Below are 21007 nucleotides of genomic sequence, written 5' to 3' on the forward strand. Positions count from 1 at the left end.
TGGCGCCGGATGAGCGATAATCTCGCGCCGATGACATCCGAGCGCCGCACCAGGGCCCTTGCCGTCTGCGTGCTGCTTGCGCTGATCCATACCTGGCCGCTGGCGATGCACCCCGGCCGCTATTCCCGCAACGACAACGCCGACACTCAACTGAACGAGTGGATCCTCGCCTGGGTCGAGCACGAGCTGCCGCGCGCTCCCCTGCACCTCTTTGAGGCCAATATTTTCTATCCGGCCCACGACGCGCTGGCGTTCTCGGAACCGCTCATCGTGCCGGCGCTGCTCGGCGCGCCGATCGCGTGGAGCGGCGGGTCGCCCGTTCTCGTCTACAACCTCGTCCTGATCGCGGGGTTTGCGCTGACCGCTTTTGCCACGTTCCTGCTCGTCGAGAGCTGGACCGGCAGCTTCTTCGCCGGGCTCCTGGCGGGTTCGGCATTCGCATTCAATACGCACACGCTGACGAGGCTCCCGCACATCCAGGGCATCCACATCTATTCGCTCCCGCTCGTGCTCCTCGCGGCCGACACACTGCTGCGCGAGGGTTCGTGGAAGGCCGGGGCCGCGCTCGTCGGCGGGCTGGCCCTGGCGGCCTACACATCGGGCTATCTCATCGTCTTCGCCGCGGTGATGCTGGCGATCTTCGGCGTCGCGACGCTGCCGGTGTGGCGGCCGCAATGGCGGTTCGTCGGCCCGCGCACCGCGGCCGCCCTGGCGTTGTCGGCGCTCGTCCTCGTGCCGATCTACCTCCCTTATCACCGGGCCGCGACCGAGCAGCACATGCTGCGCAGCCTCGATCTGGTGAAGGAGTATTCGGCGACGCCGCGCGGGTTCCTCGCCTCGGCCGGACGGATCCACTTTTCGACCTGGAGCGGACGGTTCTTCAAGGATCCGGTCGACAGCTTTTTCCCCGGCTTCACGCTAATCGTGCTCGCCGCCATGGCGCTCCTCAGGCGCCACGAATCGGGCGTCTCGCGATGGCGGATCGTCGGCGTGGGCGCCTTCGCCGCCGCCGGGGCGGTGCTCGCGCTCGGTACCGCCACGCCCTTCTACGGCTGGCTGTATCACGTGTTTCCGCCGATGCAGGGGCTGCGCGCCGCGGCGCGTTTCGGCAATCTGTTCCTGCTCGGCATGGCGATTCTCGCCGGCTACGGTGCGGCGGGCATCCGGCGCCCGGCGGTCGCCATCGCGCTGATCGTGCTCGTCAACGCCGAAGCGCTGAGGGCGCCGTTCACCTATCAGCCGTTCGCCGGGATCCCTTCCGTGTACGCGCTGCTGCGTGACGAGCCGGGCCCCGTGGTCGTGGCCGAGCAGCCGTTCTACCCGCCCTGGGCGGTCTTCCTCAACGGCTCCTACGTGCTGAATTCGACCGCGCACTGGCGGCCGCTGATGAACGGCTACAGCGGCTATACGCCGGACACCTACCATCAGTACGCGAACGCGTTCTGGTACTTCCCGCAGGAGTGGGCCATCAAGGCGATGAAGGACGCCGGCGTCACGCACGTCGTCGTCCACCCGGCGGCGTTCCGCCGCGACCACCAGGAAGTGGTGCCGCTGCTCGACGCACGAAGCGATTTCGAGTTGCTCGGCATCGGGGCCGACGACGTGCGGCTGTATCGCCTGAAACGCTGACGTCCAGCCAGGCATCGAGGCCTGCCCGACAGCCGCCGCCTGCGCTACAGTGTCGCGATGATCAGCGTTCGCATTCACCGCCTGCGTGCCGACGTGCCGCTCCCCAGGTACGAGACGGCCGGCGCCGCGGGATTCGATCTGGCGGCCAGCGAAGACGTCACGGTACCGCCTGGCGGGGTCGTGCTGGTGCCGACCGGCCTCGTCATAGAAGTACCGCGTGGGCACCTTCTCGGCGTGTTCGCGCGCAGCAGCACTCCGCTGAAGCGCGGACTGATGGTCGCCAACGGCGTCGGCGTCGTCGACGAGGACTACTGCGGTCCGGCGGACGAGATCCGGATCCAGGTTCTGAACTTCACGGCCGCGCCCGTCACCGTGGCGCGCGGCGACCGCATCGCGCAGGGGGTGTTGCTACCGATCGCGCGCGCCGAGTGGCAGGAGACCGCCGACGCGCCGCGCCCCGGCTCGCGCGGCGGCTTTGGCGCCACCGGTGGGTAAGATGCGCATCTACCTGGCCTGCACGGTCCGCGGCGACCGCGGCGCCGTCGCGGCGTTGCGCACGCTCGTCACCGCGCTCGACGCCATCGGCCACACGGTGCTGACCGCGCATCTGCTCGAGGACGGCGTCGACGCCGCGGAGGCGGCGCTCACCGAACGCGCGGTGTACGAACGCGACATTGCGTGGTTGGAATCGTGCGACGTGCTGATCGCCGACGCGTCGGGCTCGAGCTACGGGGTTGGCTTCGAGGTCGGCTACGTCCTTGGCCGCAGCGATCGAACGGTGCAGCGCGTGTTGCTGCTCTATCGTGCCGATCGCGCCAATCAGATCTCGCGGCTCGTCCATGGCAACACGCACCCGCGCTGCACGGTCCTGAAATACGACAACCCGGCCGATTTGATCGACCGGGTTGCCGAGTACTTGTCCGGCCCGGCCTGAAGCGTCCGGGACGAGAAGGCCCGCGCTACTTCGCGGCTGCGGTCTCGTGGCCGTGCAGCGGCGCGTCGGTCAGGTCGGCTGTCTTGCGCCGCTTCATCCACGCCTGGATCAGCTCCATGTAGATGTAGAAGACGGGCGTGACGTAGAGCGTGAGCGTCTGCGACACGAGCAGGCCGCCGACGACGGCGAGGCCGAGCGGGCGGCGCGCCTCGGCGCCAGCGCCGAGGCCAAGCGCGATCGGCAGCGTGCCCATCAGCGCCGCCATCGTCGTCATCATGATCGGTCGGAAGCGGACGAGACACGCCTCGTAGATTGCATCGGCGGCGGTGACCTCGCGCTCGCGCCTGGCTTCCACGGCGAAGTCGACCATCATGATGCCGTTCTTCTTGACGAGACCGACCAGCATGATGATGCCGACGAAGGCGTAGATGTCGAGGTCGGCCTTGAAGATGAGCAGCGTCAGCAGCGCGCCGAAGCCGGCTGACGGCAGACCCGAGAGAATCGTCAGCGGGTGGATGAAGCTCTCGTAGAGGATGCCGAGGACGACGTAGATGACGAAGATCGCCAGCGCGAGAATCCAGCCGAGGCCGCGCATCGAGTCCTGGAAGGCCTGCGCGGTCCCTTGCGGCGTCGCCTGCACCGAGGCCGGCAGCGTCTGACGCGACATCTCCTGGACGGCCGCCAGCGCGTCGCCGAGCGCCACGCCCGGGCGCGTGTTGAAGGTGATCGTCACCGACGGCAGCTGGCCGATGTGATTGATCTGCTGCGGCCCGACGGTCTGGCGCGTCGTCACCACCGCCGACAACGGGATCAGCTTCTGAGTCAGCGAGCTCTGCACGTACAGCATCGACAGCGCGGCCGGGTTGCGCTGGTATTGGGGGGCCACCTGCATGATGACCTGGTACTCGTCGTCAGGCGCGTAGATCTGGGAGATCTGCAGGGCGCTGTACGACGACGAGAGCGCCGACTGCACCTGATCGACGGTGAGGCCGAGCGCGGCGATCTGCTCGCGATCGAGATCGACGTTGAGCTGCGGCGTCTTCAACTGCAGGTCGGAGGTGACGTCCTGCAGCTGCGGCATGTCCCGCAGACGCTGCTCGAAATCCGGAGCGACGCGGTACAGCTCGTCGGTGTCAGGATCCTGGAGGGCGATCTGGTAGCCGCCGGCGCCGCGGCCCGGACCGCCGCCGATGCGGATGGCCGGCGGATTCTGGAGGGTGACTCGCGTGCCGGGCACGCGGTTCAGCTTGGGACGCAGCTCCTCGATCACCTGATCGGCGGACAGCGAGCGCTGGTCGCGCGGCTTGAGATCCATGTTCAGGCGGCCGCCGCCGGCGTCGGCGGTGAACGCCATGATGTTCGAATCCTGCTGCAGGATCCGCATCAGATCCTGCATGTGCTGCACCTGGATGTCGTAGCCGATCCCCTGCGCCATTTCGACCGAGCCGCTGATCTGGCCGGTGTCGACGTTGGGGATGAACCCTTTCGGGATCACCATGAAGAGGTAGACCGTGCCGGCGAGCAGCGCCCCGGAGACCACCATCGTCGTGCCCTTGAAGCGGATCGTCTGACGCAGCGTCCAGGCATAGCCGTGCAGCCACGCGTCGAAGGTCTTCTCGACGGCGTTGTACATCCGGCCGTGGTGCATCGAATGCAGCGGCTTGAGGAACCGGCTGCAGAGCATCGGGGTCAGCGACAGCGAGACGACGCCCGATACCAGGATCGATGCGGCGATCGTCACCGCGAACTCGTGCATCAGCCGGCCGACGATGCCGCCCATGAAGAGGATGGGGATGAACACCGCGGCGAGCGAGATCGTCATCGAGACGATGGTGAAGGAGATCTCCTTCGAGCCGTCGAACGCCGCCTGCATGCGCGGCTTGCCCATCTCCATGTGCCTGACGATGTTCTCGAGCATGACGATGGCGTCGTCGACGACGAAGCCGACCGAGAGCGTGAGCGCCATCAGAGAGAGGTTGTCGAGGCTGTAGTTCAGCGCCCACATCACCGCGAACGTGCCGACAATCGAGAACGGCAGCGCCAGGCTGGGGATCACCGTCGCCGAGAAGTTGCGCAAGAAGAGGAAGATGACCAGCACGACGAGCACGACGGTCAGCACCAGCGTGAACTTGACGTCGTCGACCGACTCGCGGATCGGCACGGATCGATCGCTGCGGATGCCGAGCTGCACCGACGGCGGCAGCATCGCCTGCAGCTCGGGGATGAGCGCCTTGACGCGGTCGACGACTTCGACCGTATTGGTGCCGGGCTGGCGCTGGACGCCGAGGTAGACCGTCAGGTTGCCGTTGTACCAGCTGCCGTTGCGCGGATTCTCGACGCCGTCGTAGACGTTGGCGACTTCCTCGAGGCGGACCGGGTTGCCGTTGCTGTAGGCGATCACGATCGGCCGGTACTGCTCGGCCGACACGAGCTGGCCGCTCGACTGCACGACGAAGTTGCGGTTCGGCCCGAAGAGCGTGCCGGTCGGCCGATTCACGTTGGCGCCGCTGATCGCGTTGGCCACCTGGTCGATGCCGATGTGCCGCGCCGCCAGCTGCGTCGGATCGATGTCGATGCGCACGGCATACTTCTGCGCCCCGTACACGGAGACCTGGGCCACACCGGTGACCATCGACAGGCGCTGCGCCAGCGTGTTCTCCGCATAGCGATCGACCTGCGCCAGCGGCAGCGTCGCCGAGCTCAAGGTGAGGAACAGCACCGGCGAGTCGGACGGATTGCTCTTGTTGTAGGACGGCGGCGACGGCATGCCCGGCGGCAGGCTGCGGGCGCTGCGCGCGATCATCGTCTGCACGTCTTGCGCGGCGGCGTCGATGTTGCGGTCCAGATCGAACGTCAGCGTGATGCTGGTGCTGCCCTGACGGCTGCTCGAGCTGATCGAGGTGATGCCGGCAATCGTCGAGAACTGCTTCTCGAGCGGCGTCGCCACGGCCGAAGCAATGGTGTCGGGATTGGCGCCCGGCAGGCCGGCGTTCACCTGGATCGTCGGGTAGTCGATCGTCGGCAGATCGGCGACCGGCAGCAGCTGATACCCCATCACGCCGAAGATGAGAATGCTCAGGACGAGCAGCGTCGTCGCGACGGGGCGTTTGATGAAGACTGCAGCTACGTTCATGATGGCTTTCCATTTCCACCGCCACGCTTGCCTTTGCCGCCCTCGCGACCTCCGCCAGTTCCGTCGCCGCCCTTGCGGCCGTTGCCTCCACCCTGTCCTTCGGTCGGGCCACTGGACGCGCCCGTCGTGACGTGCGAGCCGGGAATCAGCCGGAGCTGGCCTTCGGTCACGACCTGCTCGCCCGGCGTCAATCCCTGCGCGATGACGATCTGCTCCCCCTGCTGGCGGACGATGACGACGTTGCGCGCCTCGACGGATTTATCCGGCTTGACGACGTAGACGTATTGACCCGCCTGCGACGGCTGCACCGCCGCCGCCGGTACGACGATCGCGTCGTTCTCGGTCGTGAGATCCAGCGTGACCGTCAGGAACTGTCCAGGCCAGAGCCCGTGATCGGCGTTCTCGAACGTCGCCTTCAGCTTGATGGTCCCCGTCGTGTTGTCGACGGCGTTGTCGATGAAGGTGACGTGGCCCGCTTCGGCCGGGGCCGCCGAAATGCCGGCGGACGCGTCCGCCGCCGCGGCCTGCGCGTCGCCGCGCCGTCCACCGGAGGCAGCTCCCGGCTGCTGGTCCGTTCCGGTCGGTGATGGGGGCTGGCCCTGTGGCGGCTGCGCCTCCAGACTGCCGAGCACCGGCGGCGGAGGCGGCTGCGCGCCGGGCGGCAGCGCCACCTGTCCCTGCGCGCGCACCGTCAGCGCTTTCTGCGCCTGATACCGGCGGATGTCGGTGAGATACCGCCCGGGCACCGCGAAAGTGACGTAGATCGGCGCCAGCTGATTGATCACCACCATCGGGCTGGTGTCGTTGGCGCGAATCAAGTCCCCCTGATGGACGCCGAGCGAGCCCGTCCGGCCACCAATCGGCGCGGTGATGTGCGTGTACTGCAGGTTGAGGCGCGCCGTCTCGACGGCCGCTTTGTCCGCTTCGATCGTCGCCTTGGCGGAGTCCGCCTGCGCGATCTGCGTTTCATACTGATCGCGCGAGATGAGCTGGCGCTTGTAGAGGTCCTCGTAGTTGGCGCGCTGACGCTCGGCGTTGTTGGCCGTGGCGGTGTCGCGCGTCAGCACCGCCTGCGCCTGGGCGAGCGCCGCCTCGAACGGACGCGGGTCGAGGGTGAAGAGCTCCTGGCCCTTCTTGACCTCCTGCCCTTCCGTGAAGCGCACGTCGCTGAGCTGGCCGGTGACCTGCGCGCGCACCTGGACCGTTTGCAGCGCTTCGGCCGTGCCGACCGCAGGAATGGTGACCGGAATCGCCTGCTTGGTGACGAAGGCGGTGACGACGGGCACCGGACCGCCCGTTCCCCGTCCGCCGCGGCCTCCTCCACCGCCCGATCCACCGGCTCCTCCTGCAGCGCTGGAGGCATCCCCCCTGGCCGCAGCCGGATTGGCGCCGTCCGCGCCTGACCTGGAACAGGACACGACCGACAGAGCGATAACCGAAGCGAACGCAGCAACGTATATGTAACGTGACATTCGAGAAGGCAGAAGGATAGTTGTCAGATCTGAACGACTGTACAGCCAAAAACGTTTACCAGCTATGACTAAGACGTTACAGGACTTGCGGTTCGGGGCCCGGACGCTCGCCAAGACCCCTGGCTTCACCATGGTCGCCGTCGCCGTGCTGGCCCTCGGCATCGGCGCCAACACGGCGATGTTCACCGTCGTCAACACGCTGCTGCTCAAGCCGCTCGCCGGCCGCGCCGACACTCTCGTCGGCCTTTACAGCCACGACCGCACGAAAGTCGAGTCCTTCCGCGCCTTTTCGTACCCCAACTACGCCGACATCCGCGATCGCAACGACGTGTTCGAGAGCCTCATGGCGCACACCTTCTCGATGGTCGGCCTGCCGGCCGGCGACGGGATGCGGCAGACGTTCGTCGAAGTGGTCTCGTCGAACTACTTCGACGCCCTCGGCGCGCCGCTCGCCGCCGGACGCGCGTTCACCGCCGACGAGGAACGTCCTGGTGCGCGTCTGCCGGTCGCCGTCGTCCGGCACGACCGCGCCGATCTGCTCGGACACACGATCAAGGTCAACACGATCGACTTCACCGTCGTCGGCGTCGCGCCGGCCGGCTTCACCGGCACGATGGCGCTGATTTCCCCGGAGCTATGGCTGCCGCTCGGCATGTTCGACGTCGTCGTCAACGACATCTTCAAGCAGAAAGGCACGGGGCTCGGCGATCGGACGGCCGACTCGCTGGTCGTCGCGGGTCGGCTCAAGCCGGGCGTCACGATCGCCGCGGCAGGGGCACACCTCGACGTGCTGTCGCGCCAGCTGGCGCAGGCCTACCCCGCCGTCAATCACGATCAACTGCTCACTATCAATCCGCTGCCGCGTCTGGGGACGAGCACGTCGCCGGGATCCGACGGCGGCGTCGCCGGCGCCGCAGCGCTGCTGATGGGGCTGGCGGGTGTCGTGCTGCTCATCGCCTGCCTCAACATCGCGAACATGCTGCTGGCGCGCGGATCGGCGCGGCGCCGTGAGATCGCGATCCGCCTCGCCATCGGCGGCAATCGCGCCCGCATCGTCCGGCAGCTGATGACGGAGGGGCTGCTGCTGGCGGCCGGCGGCGCCGCCGGCGGCCTGGTGCTCGCCTGGTGGTCGACGGGCGCGCTCGCCGCGTCGCTCGCAGCGGTGATGCCGCTTGGCATCGAGTTCCGCCCGGCGCCGGATCTGCGGGTGCTCGCGGCGACGTCCGCGTTCGCCGTGCTCGCCACGGTGCTGGCGGGTCTCGGACCGGCGTTGAAGACGTCGAAGATCAATCTCGTCGATGACCTGAAAGCGCTGGCATCTGGCGCCGGATCGCCGCGCCGTCGCTTCTCCGCGCGCAACGTGCTCGTCGTGGGACAGATCGCGCTGTCGCTGATGCTGCTGTCGGCGGGTGGGCTGTTCGCGCGCGGCGCGCTGAAGGCGGCGGCGGCGAACCCCGGCTTCAGCTACGACCGTCAGTTGCTCGTCGGCATCGATCCGAGCCTGGTGCAGTACGACGAAGCGCGCGGCCGCGAGAGCCGCCGCGCCGCGCTCGAGCGGCTCCGCCGCCTGCCCGGCGTCGAGGCGGCGAGCCTGGCGTCGTCGGTGCCGCTCGGCGAGTTTCACGAGGAGCAGCAGGTCGAGCGCCTCGGCGGACCGTCGCGGGCCGACCAGGCGGCGCGCGTGTCGGCCGTCTTCCGGATCGTCGGCGCCGACTACTTCCGGACGCTGGCCCTGCCGATGGTGCGCGGTCGCGAGTTCACTCGCGTCGAGGAGGATTCCGCCACCGCGCCGCGCGTGGCGATCGTCGACGAGCGCTTCGCGCGCAGGTTGTTCGGCGCCGACGATCCCATCGGTCAGCTGGTGCGCTTCCAGAACACGCCGGGGTCGTCTGACAACCTCGATCGCCAGCCGCTCGAGATCGTCGGGGTCGCGGCGCCAATCCGCGACGAGCTGTTCGATCGCGAAGCCGGCCCGGCGATCTACGTGCCCTCTGGCCGCATCTATCGCGCCAACACCAGCGTGCACGTGCGCGCCGCGCGGGCGGGAACAGAGGCGGACGTGCTTGCTTCGGTCCGGCAGGCGCTTCGCGATCTCGATCCGCGTCTGCCGATCGTCACGGCGACGACGATGCACGCGTTCCATGACCGCAGCCTGGAACTGTGGGCCGTCCGATCCGGCGGGCGCCTGTTCCTGACGTTCGGACTGCTGGCCTTGCTCCTGGCCGTGGTCGGGCTCTACGGCGTGAAGTCGTACGTGGTGTCGCAGCGTACTCGCGAGATCGGCGTCCGCATGGCCCTGGGCGCCAAGCCTCGCGACGTGATGGGACTGGTGCTCAAGGAGGGGGCGGTGCTGGCCGGGATCGGCGTCGCGCTCGGGCTGCCGCTGGCGGCGCTCCTCGGGGTCGGGCTGAGCAGCTTCTTGTACGACGTCAAGCCGCTCGATCCGATCGTCTTCGTCTCGGCGCCGCTGGTCCTGGCGCTGGCGTCGCTCGCCGCGACCTGGCTGCCCGCGCGCCGCGCCACGCGCGTCACACCGCTTACCGCGCTCCGCGCAGAATAACGGGCCTCACCGCCGCCGCGGTGTGACCGCTGACGCCTTCGCCTACAATGCGGGCCTGGGAGGCTCGCGATGAGGACCGCCGGGCGCTTGACGACCGCCGCGCTGGCGCTTTCGATGTTCGGGCCGCGCACGGTGGCGGCGCAATCGGGCAAAGGCAGCCTGCCGGCGAGGGTCGAGTTCCGCGCGATTGGCGACGAGGGACAGATCGTCACCGACCTGAAGGCGCCGGATCTGGCGCTGAAGGTGAACGGCAAGCCGCACGCGATTCGGTCGCTGACGGTCTTCGCCGCGACGACCACCGCCCCGGCCTCGCCGTTGCCTCCACCGTACTCGACGAACACCGCCGGCCAGGGCGGCCGCATCATCCACGTGCTCATCGACGACGACTCGATCGCGCCGGGACGCGAGTCGCAGGTCCGCGATGCGATCCGCATCCTGTCCGCCGAGCTCGCGCCAACCGACCGGCTTGGCGTCCTGACGCCGCAGGGCACGCTCAACATCCCGCCGACCACCGACCTGACGAAAGTGCGGCTGGCGGTGAACGGCCTGACCGGCCGAGCCGCGACGGTCGAAACCGATCAGGACGCGCAGTGCCGCACGACGCACGTGTTCAGGGCGCTCGGCACGATGATCGCGCTCGCCGGGGACGCACCCACGACGATTGCGATCTTCTCGGGCGGCGTGTCGCCGCCGAGCACGCGCATCGTCGACGTCGGGCGCCGCGATCGGACCATCGGCGGCGGATCGTCGGCGCCGGCGAGCGCACTGACCGACATGTGCCCCGTCCGCCCGGAAGATCTGCAGAACATCGGGTCGCTCGCCTCGGTTGCCAATCTCGACTTCTACCTGCTGCACATGTCCGACGCGCTGCCCAGCCGCTCGCCGGCCCAGGACGCCGGCTTCGAGAGTCTTGCCGGCGCCACCGGCGCCCGCTACATCGAGCTGCCGAAAGAGCCACAGACCGCCGTCTCGACGCTGCTGCGCGAAACCGCCGCCTACTACGTCGCGACATTCGATCCCGAACCCGGCGAGCGCACCGGCCAGCCGCAGCGTCTCGAGCTGACGACGACCCGCGACAAGGTCAAGCTGCGGACGCGCCCCGCCATCCTGATCCCCCGAGAGCTTGCCGCGAAGAGCGTGGCGCCGCGCGATCTGCTGCGGGTCGCCTCTGAGTACCGCGACCTGCCGCTACGCTCCACGGCGTACGCGTCGCGCATGCCGGGCGGCAACGACGTCCGCGTTGTCGCCCTGTTCGAGCCGATCGAGCGCGACGCGACGATCGCGGCGGCGAGCGTCGGCCTGTTCGACGGCAAGGGCACGCTGAAAGCGCAATGGACGGCGCAGAAAGACGATCTGGCGCGGCGCCCGATGCGCGCCGACCTGCAGGTGCCGCCCGGCATGTATCGCGTCCGCGTGGCAGCGCTCGACACGAGCGGACGGTCGGGCACCACCGACGACGACGTGACCGCGGCACCGGTGCGCGCCGATCCTCTGACATTGAGCGCGCTCGTCATCGGCACGCGGCCGGCGGGCGGCGGCTTCGCGCCGAGACTCGAGTTCACGAGCGAGACGGTCGCGATCGGGCTGGTCGAACTCTACAACGTGCCGGCCGGGGTGACGGTCGCCGTCAGCCTCGACGTCGCGTCGACGCCCGAAGGTCCGGCGCTCGCTGCGGCCGAGACCACGATCGGCCGCGGCGGTTCGGAGGACGCACGCACCGCGATCGGCGGGTTTGCCATCGAGCATCTCCCGGCCGGCGACTATCTGATGCGCGCGGTCGTCACGCTCGACGGCAAGCCGGTCGGCAAGGTCGTGAGAGCGCTACGGAAGGCGGGGTGACATGACGCGCTGGAGATGCGCGTGCAGCGCGGCGGTGACGCGGTCGGCGTGCTGCAGCCCGTTGACCTCGCCGTAGCCGTCGCGCCCGCGGTAGTAGTCGATGACGGGCGTAGCCGCCTCGGCGTAGGTCTCGAGGCGCCGCCGCACGGTCTCGGGATGGTCGTCGGGGCGCCGGATCAGCTCGCCGCCACAGTACGGACAGTGCTCGGCCCCGGTGGCGTCATGGGCCACCGACTGGGTCAGACCGCAGTTGTCGCAGACGCGGCGGCTCGACATGCGCCTGACGATCGCGTCCTGCGGCACGTCGATCAGCATGACGACGAACGACTCGGGCTGACGCAGCGCGTCGAGCGACCGCGCCTGCGTCGCGGTGCGCGGAAAGCCGTCGAGGATGAATCCGCCGGCGGTGTCGGAGACAGCGAGGCGATCGCGGACGAGATCCGCCATCAGCTGATCGCCGACCAGGCCGCCGGAGGCCATGACGCCCGCGACTTGCTTGCCGAGAGGCGTCCCCGCCTTCACGGCAGCGCGCAGGATGTCGCCCGTGGAAATGTGGGGAACCGAGAGCTGACTGGCGAGACGGGCAGCCTGGGTCCCCTTGCCGGAGCCCGGGGGCCCGAGAAGCACGATATTTAAGGTCTCCTCCCGCCGTCAGTTTACTTCGGGGCGTAGACGATGCGCGACTTGGCGTCGGCGAGCCGCTTGGGATCGAGCCCCGGCACCTTCTTGACGTCGGCGAACGACCTGAACGTAGTGCCCGCCTCGCGCGAAGCGACGATCGCTGCGGCCTCGTCGGCGGTGAGACCGGTGACCGCGGCGATCTCACTGGCGGTTGCCTTGTTCACGTCGACGGCGGGAAAGAACTTCGACAGGTACGCCTTGACGACGTCCGCCTGCTCATCAGTCGCCGGCGCGCCACGGTTGTTGCGCATGTCGTCGACGGTCGCGGCCCAGCCCGCGGTCGTCTTGGGCAGCGCGATCGCATGAAGGATGCCGTGGCAAGGAACACACAGCGTCGCGACGGCGTCGCGGCCGTCGCCGGCCGGCAGCGCCGCCGATTCCTCGGGGGTGAGCGGACGGACGTCGTGCGCCGGCACCGGCGCCGCCGGCACCTGCGCCAGCACGACGGCCAGAAAGAGCGCCGTCATTTCGCCGAACCGGGGAAGGCCCGCGGCGTGGCGTCGCCTTCGGTCATCCCCAGCGCCCACTTCAACGCCTCGAGATACATCACCTGGACGTCGCGGTTGTCCCAGGTGGACGCGGCGTGGCCGAGGGCCGAGTAGAACACTCGACCCTTGCCGTAGGTCTTCGCCCAGACGAGCGGAAAGTCGCCGTCGGTGCGGTGCACGTCTTGGTTGGGCGCCATCTTCGAGACGTCGAGGCGCAGGAGCACGTGGATCTTCTCGCGCGAGTAGTCCTTCGCCTGGTAGAACTCGTCGGTGAACGGGAACGGCGCGGCGCCGAAATGCTTCGTCGCCGGGAACGCCGGGTCTTCATTGATCACCGTGCCGGCGGCACTCCCCCACGGATGGCCATCGTAGCGGCCGCCGATCATCTCGCCGAATTCCGGCCAGTCGAGAAACGCCGTCGTCGCGGTGTGCGCGGCGACGAAGCCCTTGCCGTCGTCTCTCACGAAGGCGAGCAGCTCTGCTTTCTGTTTGTCGTCGATCGGGACGTCGCGATGGCCGAGAAAAAAGATCGCGTCGACGCTCGCCAGGCTGGGGCCGCCGCTGGCCGGCTGGCCGCTGGTCATCTGCGGCGTCTTCGAGATGATGTTGGAGTCGGTGCGGATAAAGCTGTCGTAGGCACCCGACTCGTAGCCGAGCCGCTCGATGACCGACATCGCGTGCGAAACCGATTCGTGCTGCGCAATGCCATTGCGCGTGTCGGCCCAGATGAGCACCGTCTTGCGCGGACGCGGGCCGCCGCGGCCGCCGCGGCCCTGGCCCGACGGCGCGGCGGCGATGAGCACGCAGCCGGCGATCGCCAGCCAGATGGTGGCACGCTTACTTGATCGCATAGGCGACCACCGTATCGGACGTCGGACTCTGGAGGAAGCCGCCGCCGCCGGCGGCAATGACGACGTACTGCTTGCCGTCGCGCCCCAGATACGTGGACGGAATCGCGTGGCCCGGCGCCTCGAGGGTATCGCTCCACAACTCCTTGCCTGTCCGCGCGTCAAAAGCCCGGAATTTGCTGTCGACGGTCGCGGCGATGAACACGAGATTGCCGGCGGTCGAGATGGCGCCGCCGAGACTGGGCGTGCCGGTCTTCAGCCCCTTCGCCTCGAGCTCGGGGAACGATCCGAGCGGCACGTGCCAGACGATGTCGCCGGTCTTTGTGCTGACCGCCACCAGCTCGCCCCACGGCGGCGCCTGGCAGGAATACATCGTCTTCGGGTCCCAGAAGCGGCGGCCCTCGGGCGTCACCTTGCGCCAGGTCGGCGCCGCGCCGGCGTTCTCGTCGCTCGCGCCGCGCTGCGCGGACACCGCCGCGGCGGACGGCGGCGGGCCGCCTCCGGGAGGAGCGCCGCGGCCACCCCTGCTGCCGCGACCGCCGGTCGCCTGCTCGAGGTGTCCCCACTGCCCGGCGTTCATGACGTTGGTGATCATCAGGCCAAGCGGCCTGTCGTAGGTCACGCCGTTCCAGTTGCCGCCGCCGACCGCGCCCGGGAACAGCACGATGTCCTGCTTGTCATTCCACGGTTGGAAGGGCCCGGAATCGGCGATCGAGTATTTCTCCCAGAGCCCCTGACAGTAGGCATCGTGTGCGGGCGTGATTCCCTTCGCCAGGTCCTCCTTTTTCATCGCGTTGCGCGCGAGCGGCGCCGGCTTCAGCGGAAACGGCTGCGTCGGCGACGTCTGCTCGCCGGGCGCCGTCGACTGCGGCACCGTGCGTTCCTCGGCGCCCCAGATCGGTTCGCCGTTGGTGCGATCCAGCACCCACAGCAGCCCCATCTTCGTGATCTGGGCGACGGCCGGGACCGTCTTGCCGTTCCTCACGACGTCGACGAGCGTCGGCGCGGCACCGAGGTCGTAGTCCCAGATGTCGTGGTGGACGATCTGCCGGTACCACTTCAGCGTGCCGGTAGCGGCGTCGAGCGCGACGACGGAAGTGCCGAACAGATTGTCGCCGTGGTGATCGCCGCCGTAGTAGTCGTTCTCGCCCGGCATCGAGTTGGGCAGGAATACAAGTCCGCGCGCCACGTCCAGCGACATCAACCCCCACACGTTGGTGCCGCCCGACGTTTTCCAGCCATCGTCGGTCCACGTCTCATGGCCGACTTCGCCCGGCTGTGGAATGAGGTTGAACGTCCAGACGAGCTTGCCGGTGCGCACGCTGAACGCGCGAATCCACGGCTTGTTCCCCTGCACCAGCGCGAGGTCCTTGTAGATGGCGGCAGGTGAGTTCATCGAGTCTTCGAGCTCCACCGTGCCGTCGTCGCCGAACCCGTCGGCGGGTTTACCGGTCTTGGCATCGAGCGCGAAGAGCTCGGTGCCGGCCGAGGCGATGACGCGCGGCGCTGTCCGCTGGTCGCCGGGCCAGTAAGAGACGCCGCGGCGAGTCGTCCGCGCCGCCGCCACCTTCCAGATCTGCTGGCCGCTGACGGCATCAAGCGCATAGAAGCCGTTGCCGGCGGCAAAGAACATCACGCTGTCGACGACGAGCGGGGTGCTCTCGAAGAAGCCGGACTTGTCGCCGGTGTGGAACGTCCAGGCGCGGCTCAGCTTCGCGACGTTGTCGGCGGTGATCTGGGTGAGCGTCGAGAACCGCGTCGCCCCCTGGTCCTGGCCGTAATAGACCCAATTGTTCTGCCCGGCGAGCGAGGCCGAGCACAGCGTGACGGCGAGGACGGCGAGCGCGAGCGGTCGTCTGGGCATAGGTGGCTCAGAACTGATACTTGAACGCGAACTGCATGATACGCGGATCGCCGGCGCTCAGGATCCGCCCGAAGTTCGTGCTGTTCAGCGCCGACGTCGGGTTGTTGAAGCTTGGCGTGTTCAGCACGTTGAACACTTCCCAGCGGAACTGGAACGCGTGCGGACCGATCGGAAACGTACGCGTTACGGCCAGGTCGTTCTGCAGGCGCGACGGGCCGTAGAAGGCGTTGGGCGGCAGCGTGCTGTAAGTACCTGCCGACGGCGATCCGAAGGCCGCCGCATTGAGATAGTTGTTCACGGTCTTGTCGCCGAAGACGGTGTCGGTCAGCTGTACGGCGCGCTGGCCGCCGGTGCCCGACAGCGCATTGTCGACGCCGGTCGTGACCGTGAACGGGCTGCCGCTCTGCCAGCGAACCAGCGGCGCGATCTGCCAGCCGCTGAGGATCGCCCTGACTGCGCCCCCCGAGAATTCCGGTATGTGCCAGACGCCCGAGAGGTTCACGACGTGGCGGCGATCCGAATCGCACGCGGAGTAATCCATGTTCGGATCGTTCGGATTGACGATCGTCGGCCCGGTCAACTCGCTGGTGGCGGGATCGCTCAGGCACTTGGAGAGGGTGTAGTTGAGGAGGGCACTCAGCCCGCCCTTGAGCCGCTTCTGCGCCGAGACGAGCACACCGTTGTAGTTGGCGCGGCCGGTGTCGTCGAGCTGGCCGATCGTGCCGTAGAACGGACCGTAGTCCGGATTGCGGAGAACGAGGAACCGCCTGGCATTCGTCGTGGCCGTCGTCGCGCCGGGCGAGTAGACGGCATAGTTCAACTCGGTCGCGCGCCATAGGTGCGAGGAATGATTGCCCAGGTAGCTGGCGGTCAGCAGCCACTCACCGAGCTGGTGCTGCAGACCGACGTTCCACTGCTGCAGCATCGTTGGCTTCGTGTCGATCGGCGCGTTGACGTAGACGCCAGCGGTCGGAAACGCCTGCGTCGCCCAGCCTGTGCCGAGCGCCGGGAAGGGATTGCCGCCGGGGTAGCCGACCCAGGGATCGGTCAGGCCGCCCGACGGGCTGGTCAGCGTAATCTGCGCGCCCCACGGCGGATTGTTCGCGAACCGGGTGTTGAAGAACAGCTGCGGCGTGTCGTAGAAGACGCCCCACCCGCCGCGCACCGCTGTCTTGTCGGTCGGCTGCCAGACGATGCCGGTGCGTGGCGCGAACTGGGCCCAATCGTGGTTCATCGCCGCCGATCCCGGAAAGCCCGGATCGCCTGGGAAGTACAGGCCTGGAGGCGCCTGCGGATAGACGGTGCTGCGAGTCCCTGCATCGAAGCGCGTCAGATCGAAGTTGCTGACGTAATTCAGCGTGTTCTTGATTGGCAGATACGGCTCCCAGCGCACCCCGGCGTTGATCGTCAGGTTGGCGCGCACCTTCCACTCGTCCTGCGCGTAGGCGGCGAGGTAGTCGTTGTGATCGTTGTCGTGGACGGGGTTGCCCTGCACGAAGCTGCTCAGTTTGCCCACCATGAAGTCGGCGAGCCCGAGCCCCGTCGCCTGGCCGTTGAAGGTGAACTGGCCGTTGCTGGGACGGTTGTTCACGGTCTCGATGCGCGTGTGAATCCAGTTGCCGCCGATCGACACCTGGTGCTTGCCCCGCAGCCAGTCGAGATCGTCGGCGATCTGGACGCCGTTCGAGTTGAAGTAGCCGGGATTGGTCCCGCCGGTGCCGAAATTGAAGCCGTTGGTGACGGTGAGCCCCATGAATCCCGGCACGAAGCCATAGACGGTCGAGCCGACATCGACCGGCGAGAAATAGGTCGGCATCGGCCGATCGTTGAGCGTCTTGTTCCACGTCACGTGCAGGGCGTTGACCATGCTCGCCGACAGGATCCAGTTGTGGCCGGCGACGATCGAGTGCACCTGGTTGTTCTGGCCGGTGCGGCTCAGCGTCAGCGCATTGCTGCCGTCGTAGGTCGCCGGATTGTCGTAGAACGCGTAGAGGTAGCGCACGAAGAGGCTCTGGTTGCGATCGATCGTGTAGTCGGCGCGGGCCAGGTTCTGGCGCTGCGTGCTGTTGTTCGGGATGCCGTACTGAAGCCGCCCGCAGGGATCGGTCGAGACCGGCACGTGCTGGAGGATGCTCATCGCCACCGGGTTGAAGAGCGCCGGGCTGATCGTGTTGTTGACGAAACCAGCCGACGAGGCGAGTGTGATTTGCCGGCCGCTGCAGGCGGGCGAGGCGATCTGCGTAAAGTCCCCAGCCAGCATCGCCGCCGTTGGCACGAAGCTGGTCGTCGTCGCCGGATTGCTCTTCTCGACGGTACCCTGGTAGCCGTCGAAGAAGAACAGGCGGTCTTTGGTGATCGGGCCACCGATGGTGCCGCCAAACTGATTGCGGCGAAGGCTGTCGCGGGTCGGCGAGAAGAAATTGCGGGCGTTGAAATGATAGTTGCGGACGAAGTCGAACGCGTCGCCGTGGAACTGGTTGGTGCCGGACTTGGTGACCAGGTTCACCGCTGACGCGGCGTGATGGCCGTAGCGCGCCGGCAGCGAGCTCGTCTCGACCTTGAACTCCTGCAGCGCGTCGGGGAACGGCGTTGGCAGGTTGAGGTTGTTGAACGGGTCGTTGTGCGTGCCGCCATCCATGATGTAGGTGATGCCGTTGGCCTGGCCGCCGGCCACCGAGATCGTCACGGTCGGGAAGTTCTTGTTGGTATTGAGATCGCCGGCCGGCGCAGCGGTCGCGAGCCCCGAAAGAAAGATCAGCTCGGTTGCCTGGCGGCCGTTGAGCGGAATCTCCGTCACCTGTTCGTGATTGATGACCTGGCCGACGCCGGTCGATCGCGTCTCGACCATCGCGCTCGACGCCTGCACGGTCACTTCCTCGCCGATGTTGCCGACCGACAGGGCGGCGTCGAACGTCGGGTTGGTGTTGACTTCGAGGACGATGCCCTCGCGGACGTAAGTGTTGAACCCCTGCAGGGCAATTTTCAGACGATAGGGACCGACCGGCAGGTTGGGAATGACGTAGGCGCCGTCGGCGCCGGTGACAACCGTGCGCGTGGTGCCGGTATCGGTCTTGGTGATCGTCACCTCGACGCCGGGCAGCACCGCGCCGCTCGAGTCCTTGACGACGCCGGATACCTGCGACCCGGCGACGGCCTGCGCGCGTCCGGTCCCAGCGGCGGCGAGCCAGACGAGCGTCGCAACGAGAATGGTCCGCCAGATGCTCACGTTCGTACCCCCCTCAGGCGCGCGCATGCGATGGCCACATGGCTGGCATGCGTGCGGGCGGACGGTAGCACCATCGCGCCGGAGCGGCCTACGACGTTACGGTGGCAGTACCGTAACAACGCCGCGGTGGAGAGGCGCCCGGTATAATCGGCGCGCATGCCTGCGTGGCGCACGGCGATCGTCAACTCGGACGCAACCAACATCTGGATCCGCGGCCACGCGATCGCGCCGCTCATGCGCGAGGCGACCTTCACCGACACCATCGTCCTGTTGCTCCTGAGCCGCCTGCCCACCGCGGGCGAGCGCCGGCTGCTCGACGCGCTCCTGATCGGCGTCTGCGATCACGGCGCCGGCGCGCCGTCGTGCGCGGCGGCGCGGCTGGCGGCCTCCGCCAACCGGCAGTCGGTGGCGGCGGCGATCGCCGCCGGCGTGGCGACCATCGGCGACGATCACGGCGGCGCCGGCACCCCCTGCATGGAGCTCATCGCCGGCGGGGTCGCCGCCGCATCACGCGACGGCATCGGCCTCGCCGAGGCGGCGGCGCGCGCCGTCGACGCAGCCGCGGCTGCCAGGCGCCGGCTGCCCGGACTCGGCCACCGCGTACACTCCACCGACCCGCGCGTCGAGACACTCTTCGCGATGGCACGCGCCGAGGGGGTCGCCGGTGACGGCGTCGCATTCATGGAAGCGATTGAAGCGGCGGCGCGGACGAAGATCAAGCCGCTGCCACTCAACATCGACGGCGCGCTCGCGGCGATCCTGCACGACATCGGCTTCCCGCCGTTCGCGGCGCGCCTCGTCTTCATCATCGGCCGCGTCGCCGGCCTCGCCGCCGAAGTGGCGGAGGAATACGCGCGCGAAAAACCGATGCGCGTCAAGTTCGACGTCGATTACGACGGACCGCCGCCGACGTCGTAGCCAGGACCTCCCCATGGCCAGAACCATCACCGCTGAAGAGACAGACGTCGTCACCGCGCTCGTCGCCCGGGCCCGCGCTGCGATGGGGGCGATCGCCGGCTTCGACCAGGCGGCGGTGGATCGGATCTGCCAGGCGATCGGCTGGGCCGGCGGCAATCTCGAGACCGCGACTCGCCTGGCCAACATGAGCGTCGACGAGAGCGGCATGGGCCGCCGCGAGCCGACCCGCCGCGCCAAGGTCCAGGGCATCCTGCGCGACGCGCTCCGTCAGAAGAGCATGGGCGTGATCGAGGAGGACGCGGCGCGCGGCCTCGTCAAGTACGCGAAGCCGGCCGGCGTCATCGCCGCACTCATCCCGGTGACGAGCCCCTATGTCACGCCCGTCGGCATCGCCATCTACGCGCTCAAGTGCAAGGACGTGGTGATTTTATCGCCGCACCCGTCGAGCCGCCACACGACGATCGAAACGGTCCGGGTGATGCGCGCCGCGCTCGAGAAGCTGGGCGTTCCCGCGGACGTGCTGCAGGTCGTCGAGCGGCCCAGCATCCCGCTGGCCAACGCCCTGATGTCGGCGTGCGACCTGACGATCGCCACCGGCGGTCCGGCGATGGTGAAAGCCGCCTATGGCTCCGGCAAGCCGGCCTACGGCGTCGGCGCCGGCAACGCGACCATGGTCATCGACGAAACCGCCGAGATCGAGGAGGCGGCGCGCAACACCCGCATCAGCAAGACCAACGACAACGGCTCCGGCTGCTCGGCCGACGGCAATCTCATCGTCGAGGCGCGCGTCTATGACGCGTTGCTGGCGCAGCTGCAGGTCGAGGGGGGCTATCTCGTCACCGACGACGAGAAAGAGAAGTTGCGCGCGATCTACTGGGACGCCGAAGGGCGGCGCACCGCCGACACGATTGCCCGCGACGCGAGTGTCGTGGCCACCAAGGCCGGCATCACGCTGCCCGGCGGCAAGACGTTCTTCATCGTCCCCGAGCGCCTGATCGGCAAGGACCATCCCTTCTCCACCGAGAAGCTCGGCGTCGTCCTGTCGATTTTCAAGTACCACGGCTGGGAGATGGCGCTCGACATGGTGCGCCAGATCTTCGAGACCGGCGGCCGCGGTCACTCGTGCGGCATCTACTCGTTCGACGACGACCACATCCACCAGCTCGCGCTCGTCGCGCCGGTCAGCCGCATCATGGTCCGCCAGGTGCAGTCCTCGTCGAACGCCGGCACGTTCACCAACGGTATGCCGATGACCTCGAGCATGGGCTGCGGCGTCTGGGGCGGCAACATCACCAACCAGAACATCGCGCTCACGCATTACATGAACGTCACCTGGGTGAGCCGGCCGATCCCGGAGGATCGCCCCTCCGAACAGGCGCTGTTCGGCGACTTCTACAACTCGGAGATCTTCTGAT

The 21007-nt window shown here is 68.1% G+C and carries 14 protein-coding genes; 7 read left to right on the forward strand and 7 right to left on the reverse strand.

Annotated elements, in window-relative coordinates; translation table 11 throughout:
* Nucleotides 1–9 precede the first annotated feature (9 nt).
* From VGI12_19055 to VGI12_19065, 3 genes are read left to right on the forward strand one after another with little or no spacing between them, the layout of a single operon-like run.
* The gene (locus tag VGI12_19055) at nt 10–1629 is read left to right on the forward strand and encodes a hypothetical protein (GenBank protein HEY2434779.1); all 1620 of its coding nucleotides are present in this window, start codon (nt 10–12) and stop codon (nt 1627–1629) included.
* A 57-nt stretch (nt 1630–1686) separates the two neighbouring features.
* Complete coding sequence (gene dut / locus VGI12_19060; protein ID HEY2434780.1) at nt 1687–2124, forward strand: dUTP diphosphatase; 438 nt, start codon at nt 1687–1689, stop codon at nt 2122–2124.
* A gap of 1 nt (nt 2125) precedes the next feature.
* Nucleotides 2126–2563: a nucleoside 2-deoxyribosyltransferase gene (locus VGI12_19065; protein HEY2434781.1), complete on the forward strand. Its 438-nt coding sequence runs from the start codon at nt 2126–2128 to the stop codon at nt 2561–2563.
* A 25-nt stretch (nt 2564–2588) separates the two neighbouring features.
* Here VGI12_19065 and VGI12_19070 read toward each other — a convergent pair whose 3' ends face one another.
* Together VGI12_19070 and VGI12_19075 are read right to left on the reverse strand one after the other, a co-directional pair.
* Complete coding sequence (locus tag VGI12_19070; GenBank protein ID HEY2434782.1) at nt 2589–5696, reverse strand: efflux RND transporter permease subunit; 3108 nt, start codon at nt 5694–5696, stop codon at nt 2589–2591.
* Nucleotides 5693–6982: an efflux RND transporter periplasmic adaptor subunit gene (locus VGI12_19075; GenBank protein ID HEY2434783.1), complete on the reverse strand. Its 1290-nt coding sequence runs from the start codon at nt 6980–6982 to the stop codon at nt 5693–5695. Before VGI12_19075 ends, VGI12_19070 begins: the two co-directional genes overlap by 4 nt.
* Before the next feature lie 250 nt (nt 6983–7232).
* On the opposite strand from VGI12_19075, the gene VGI12_19080 reads away from it, so the two are divergent.
* Entirely contained in the window at nt 7233–9728 is a 2496-nt protein-coding gene (locus VGI12_19080) for an ABC transporter permease (GenBank protein ID HEY2434784.1), read from the forward strand.
* Nucleotides 9729–9797: 69 nt separating this feature from the next.
* Entirely contained in the window at nt 9798–11567 is a 1770-nt protein-coding gene (locus VGI12_19085) for a hypothetical protein (GenBank protein HEY2434785.1), read from the forward strand.
* Here VGI12_19085 and VGI12_19090 read toward each other — a convergent pair.
* From VGI12_19090 to VGI12_19110, 5 genes are read right to left on the reverse strand one after another with little or no spacing between them, the layout of a single operon-like run.
* Nucleotides 11550–12194 (reverse strand): adenylate kinase, encoded by a 645-nt coding sequence (locus VGI12_19090; protein ID HEY2434786.1) that lies wholly within the window; start codon nt 12192–12194, stop codon nt 11550–11552. The two genes, VGI12_19085 and VGI12_19090, sit on opposite strands and share 18 nt — an antisense overlap.
* A 29-nt stretch (nt 12195–12223) precedes the next feature.
* Nucleotides 12224–12715 carry a helix-hairpin-helix domain-containing protein gene (locus tag VGI12_19095; GenBank protein ID HEY2434787.1) on the reverse strand — a complete coding sequence of 164 codons (492 nt, stop codon included), beginning with the start codon at nt 12713–12715 and terminating at the stop codon, nt 12224–12226.
* Nucleotides 12712–13587 carry a ThuA domain-containing protein gene (locus tag VGI12_19100; protein HEY2434788.1) on the reverse strand — a complete coding sequence of 292 codons (876 nt, stop codon included), beginning with the start codon at nt 13585–13587 and terminating at the stop codon, nt 12712–12714. The genes VGI12_19095 and VGI12_19100 overlap by 4 nt, the downstream gene beginning before the upstream one ends.
* The gene (locus VGI12_19105; GenBank protein ID HEY2434789.1) at nt 13574–15448 is read right to left on the reverse strand and encodes a PQQ-binding-like beta-propeller repeat protein; all 1875 of its coding nucleotides are present in this window, start codon (nt 15446–15448) and stop codon (nt 13574–13576) included. The genes VGI12_19100 and VGI12_19105 overlap by 14 nt, the downstream gene beginning before the upstream one ends.
* Before the next feature lie 7 nt (nt 15449–15455).
* Nucleotides 15456–18674, reverse strand: coding sequence for a carboxypeptidase regulatory-like domain-containing protein (locus VGI12_19110; protein HEY2434790.1), 3219 nt, complete (start codon nt 18672–18674; stop codon nt 15456–15458).
* Between the two features lie 156 nt (nt 18675–18830).
* Here VGI12_19110 and VGI12_19115 point away from each other — a divergent pair, with 156 nt between their 5' ends.
* Both VGI12_19115 and VGI12_19120 read left to right on the forward strand, forming a co-directional pair.
* Complete coding sequence (locus VGI12_19115) at nt 18831–19592, forward strand: citryl-CoA lyase (protein HEY2434791.1); 762 nt, start codon at nt 18831–18833, stop codon at nt 19590–19592.
* Between the two features lie 13 nt (nt 19593–19605).
* On the forward strand, nt 19606–21006 hold the full coding sequence (locus VGI12_19120; GenBank protein HEY2434792.1) for an aldehyde dehydrogenase family protein: 1401 nt from the start codon (nt 19606–19608) through the stop codon (nt 21004–21006).
* Nucleotide 21007 lies beyond the last annotated feature (1 nt).

The organism is Vicinamibacterales bacterium (assembly GCA_036496585.1).
Classification (GTDB): Bacteria; Acidobacteriota; Vicinamibacteria; order Vicinamibacterales; family 2-12-FULL-66-21; genus JAICSD01.

Excerpts from the sequence above, each read along its gene's own strand:
- VGI12_19055 (HEY2434779.1), top strand. The coding sequence starts at position 10 with ATGAGCGATAATCTCGCGCCGATGACATCCGAGCGCCGCACCAGGGCC.
- dut (HEY2434780.1), top strand. The coding sequence starts at position 1,687 with ATGATCAGCGTTCGCATTCACCGCCTGCGTGCCGACGTGCCGCTCCCC.
- VGI12_19065 (HEY2434781.1), top strand. The coding sequence starts at position 2,126 with ATGCGCATCTACCTGGCCTGCACGGTCCGCGGCGACCGCGGCGCCGTC.
- VGI12_19070 (HEY2434782.1), bottom strand. The coding sequence starts at position 5,696 with ATGAACGTAGCTGCAGTCTTCATCAAACGCCCCGTCGCGACGACGCTG.
- VGI12_19080 (HEY2434784.1), top strand. The coding sequence starts at position 7,233 with ATGACTAAGACGTTACAGGACTTGCGGTTCGGGGCCCGGACGCTCGCC.
- VGI12_19085 (HEY2434785.1), top strand. The coding sequence starts at position 9,798 with ATGAGGACCGCCGGGCGCTTGACGACCGCCGCGCTGGCGCTTTCGATG.
- VGI12_19095 (HEY2434787.1), bottom strand. The coding sequence starts at position 12,715 with ATGACGGCGCTCTTTCTGGCCGTCGTGCTGGCGCAGGTGCCGGCGGCG.
- VGI12_19100 (HEY2434788.1), bottom strand. The coding sequence starts at position 13,587 with ATGCGATCAAGTAAGCGTGCCACCATCTGGCTGGCGATCGCCGGCTGC.
- VGI12_19105 (HEY2434789.1), bottom strand. The coding sequence starts at position 15,448 with ATGCCCAGACGACCGCTCGCGCTCGCCGTCCTCGCCGTCACGCTGTGC.
- VGI12_19115 (HEY2434791.1), top strand. The coding sequence starts at position 18,831 with ATGCCTGCGTGGCGCACGGCGATCGTCAACTCGGACGCAACCAACATC.
- VGI12_19120 (HEY2434792.1), top strand. The coding sequence starts at position 19,606 with ATGGCCAGAACCATCACCGCTGAAGAGACAGACGTCGTCACCGCGCTC.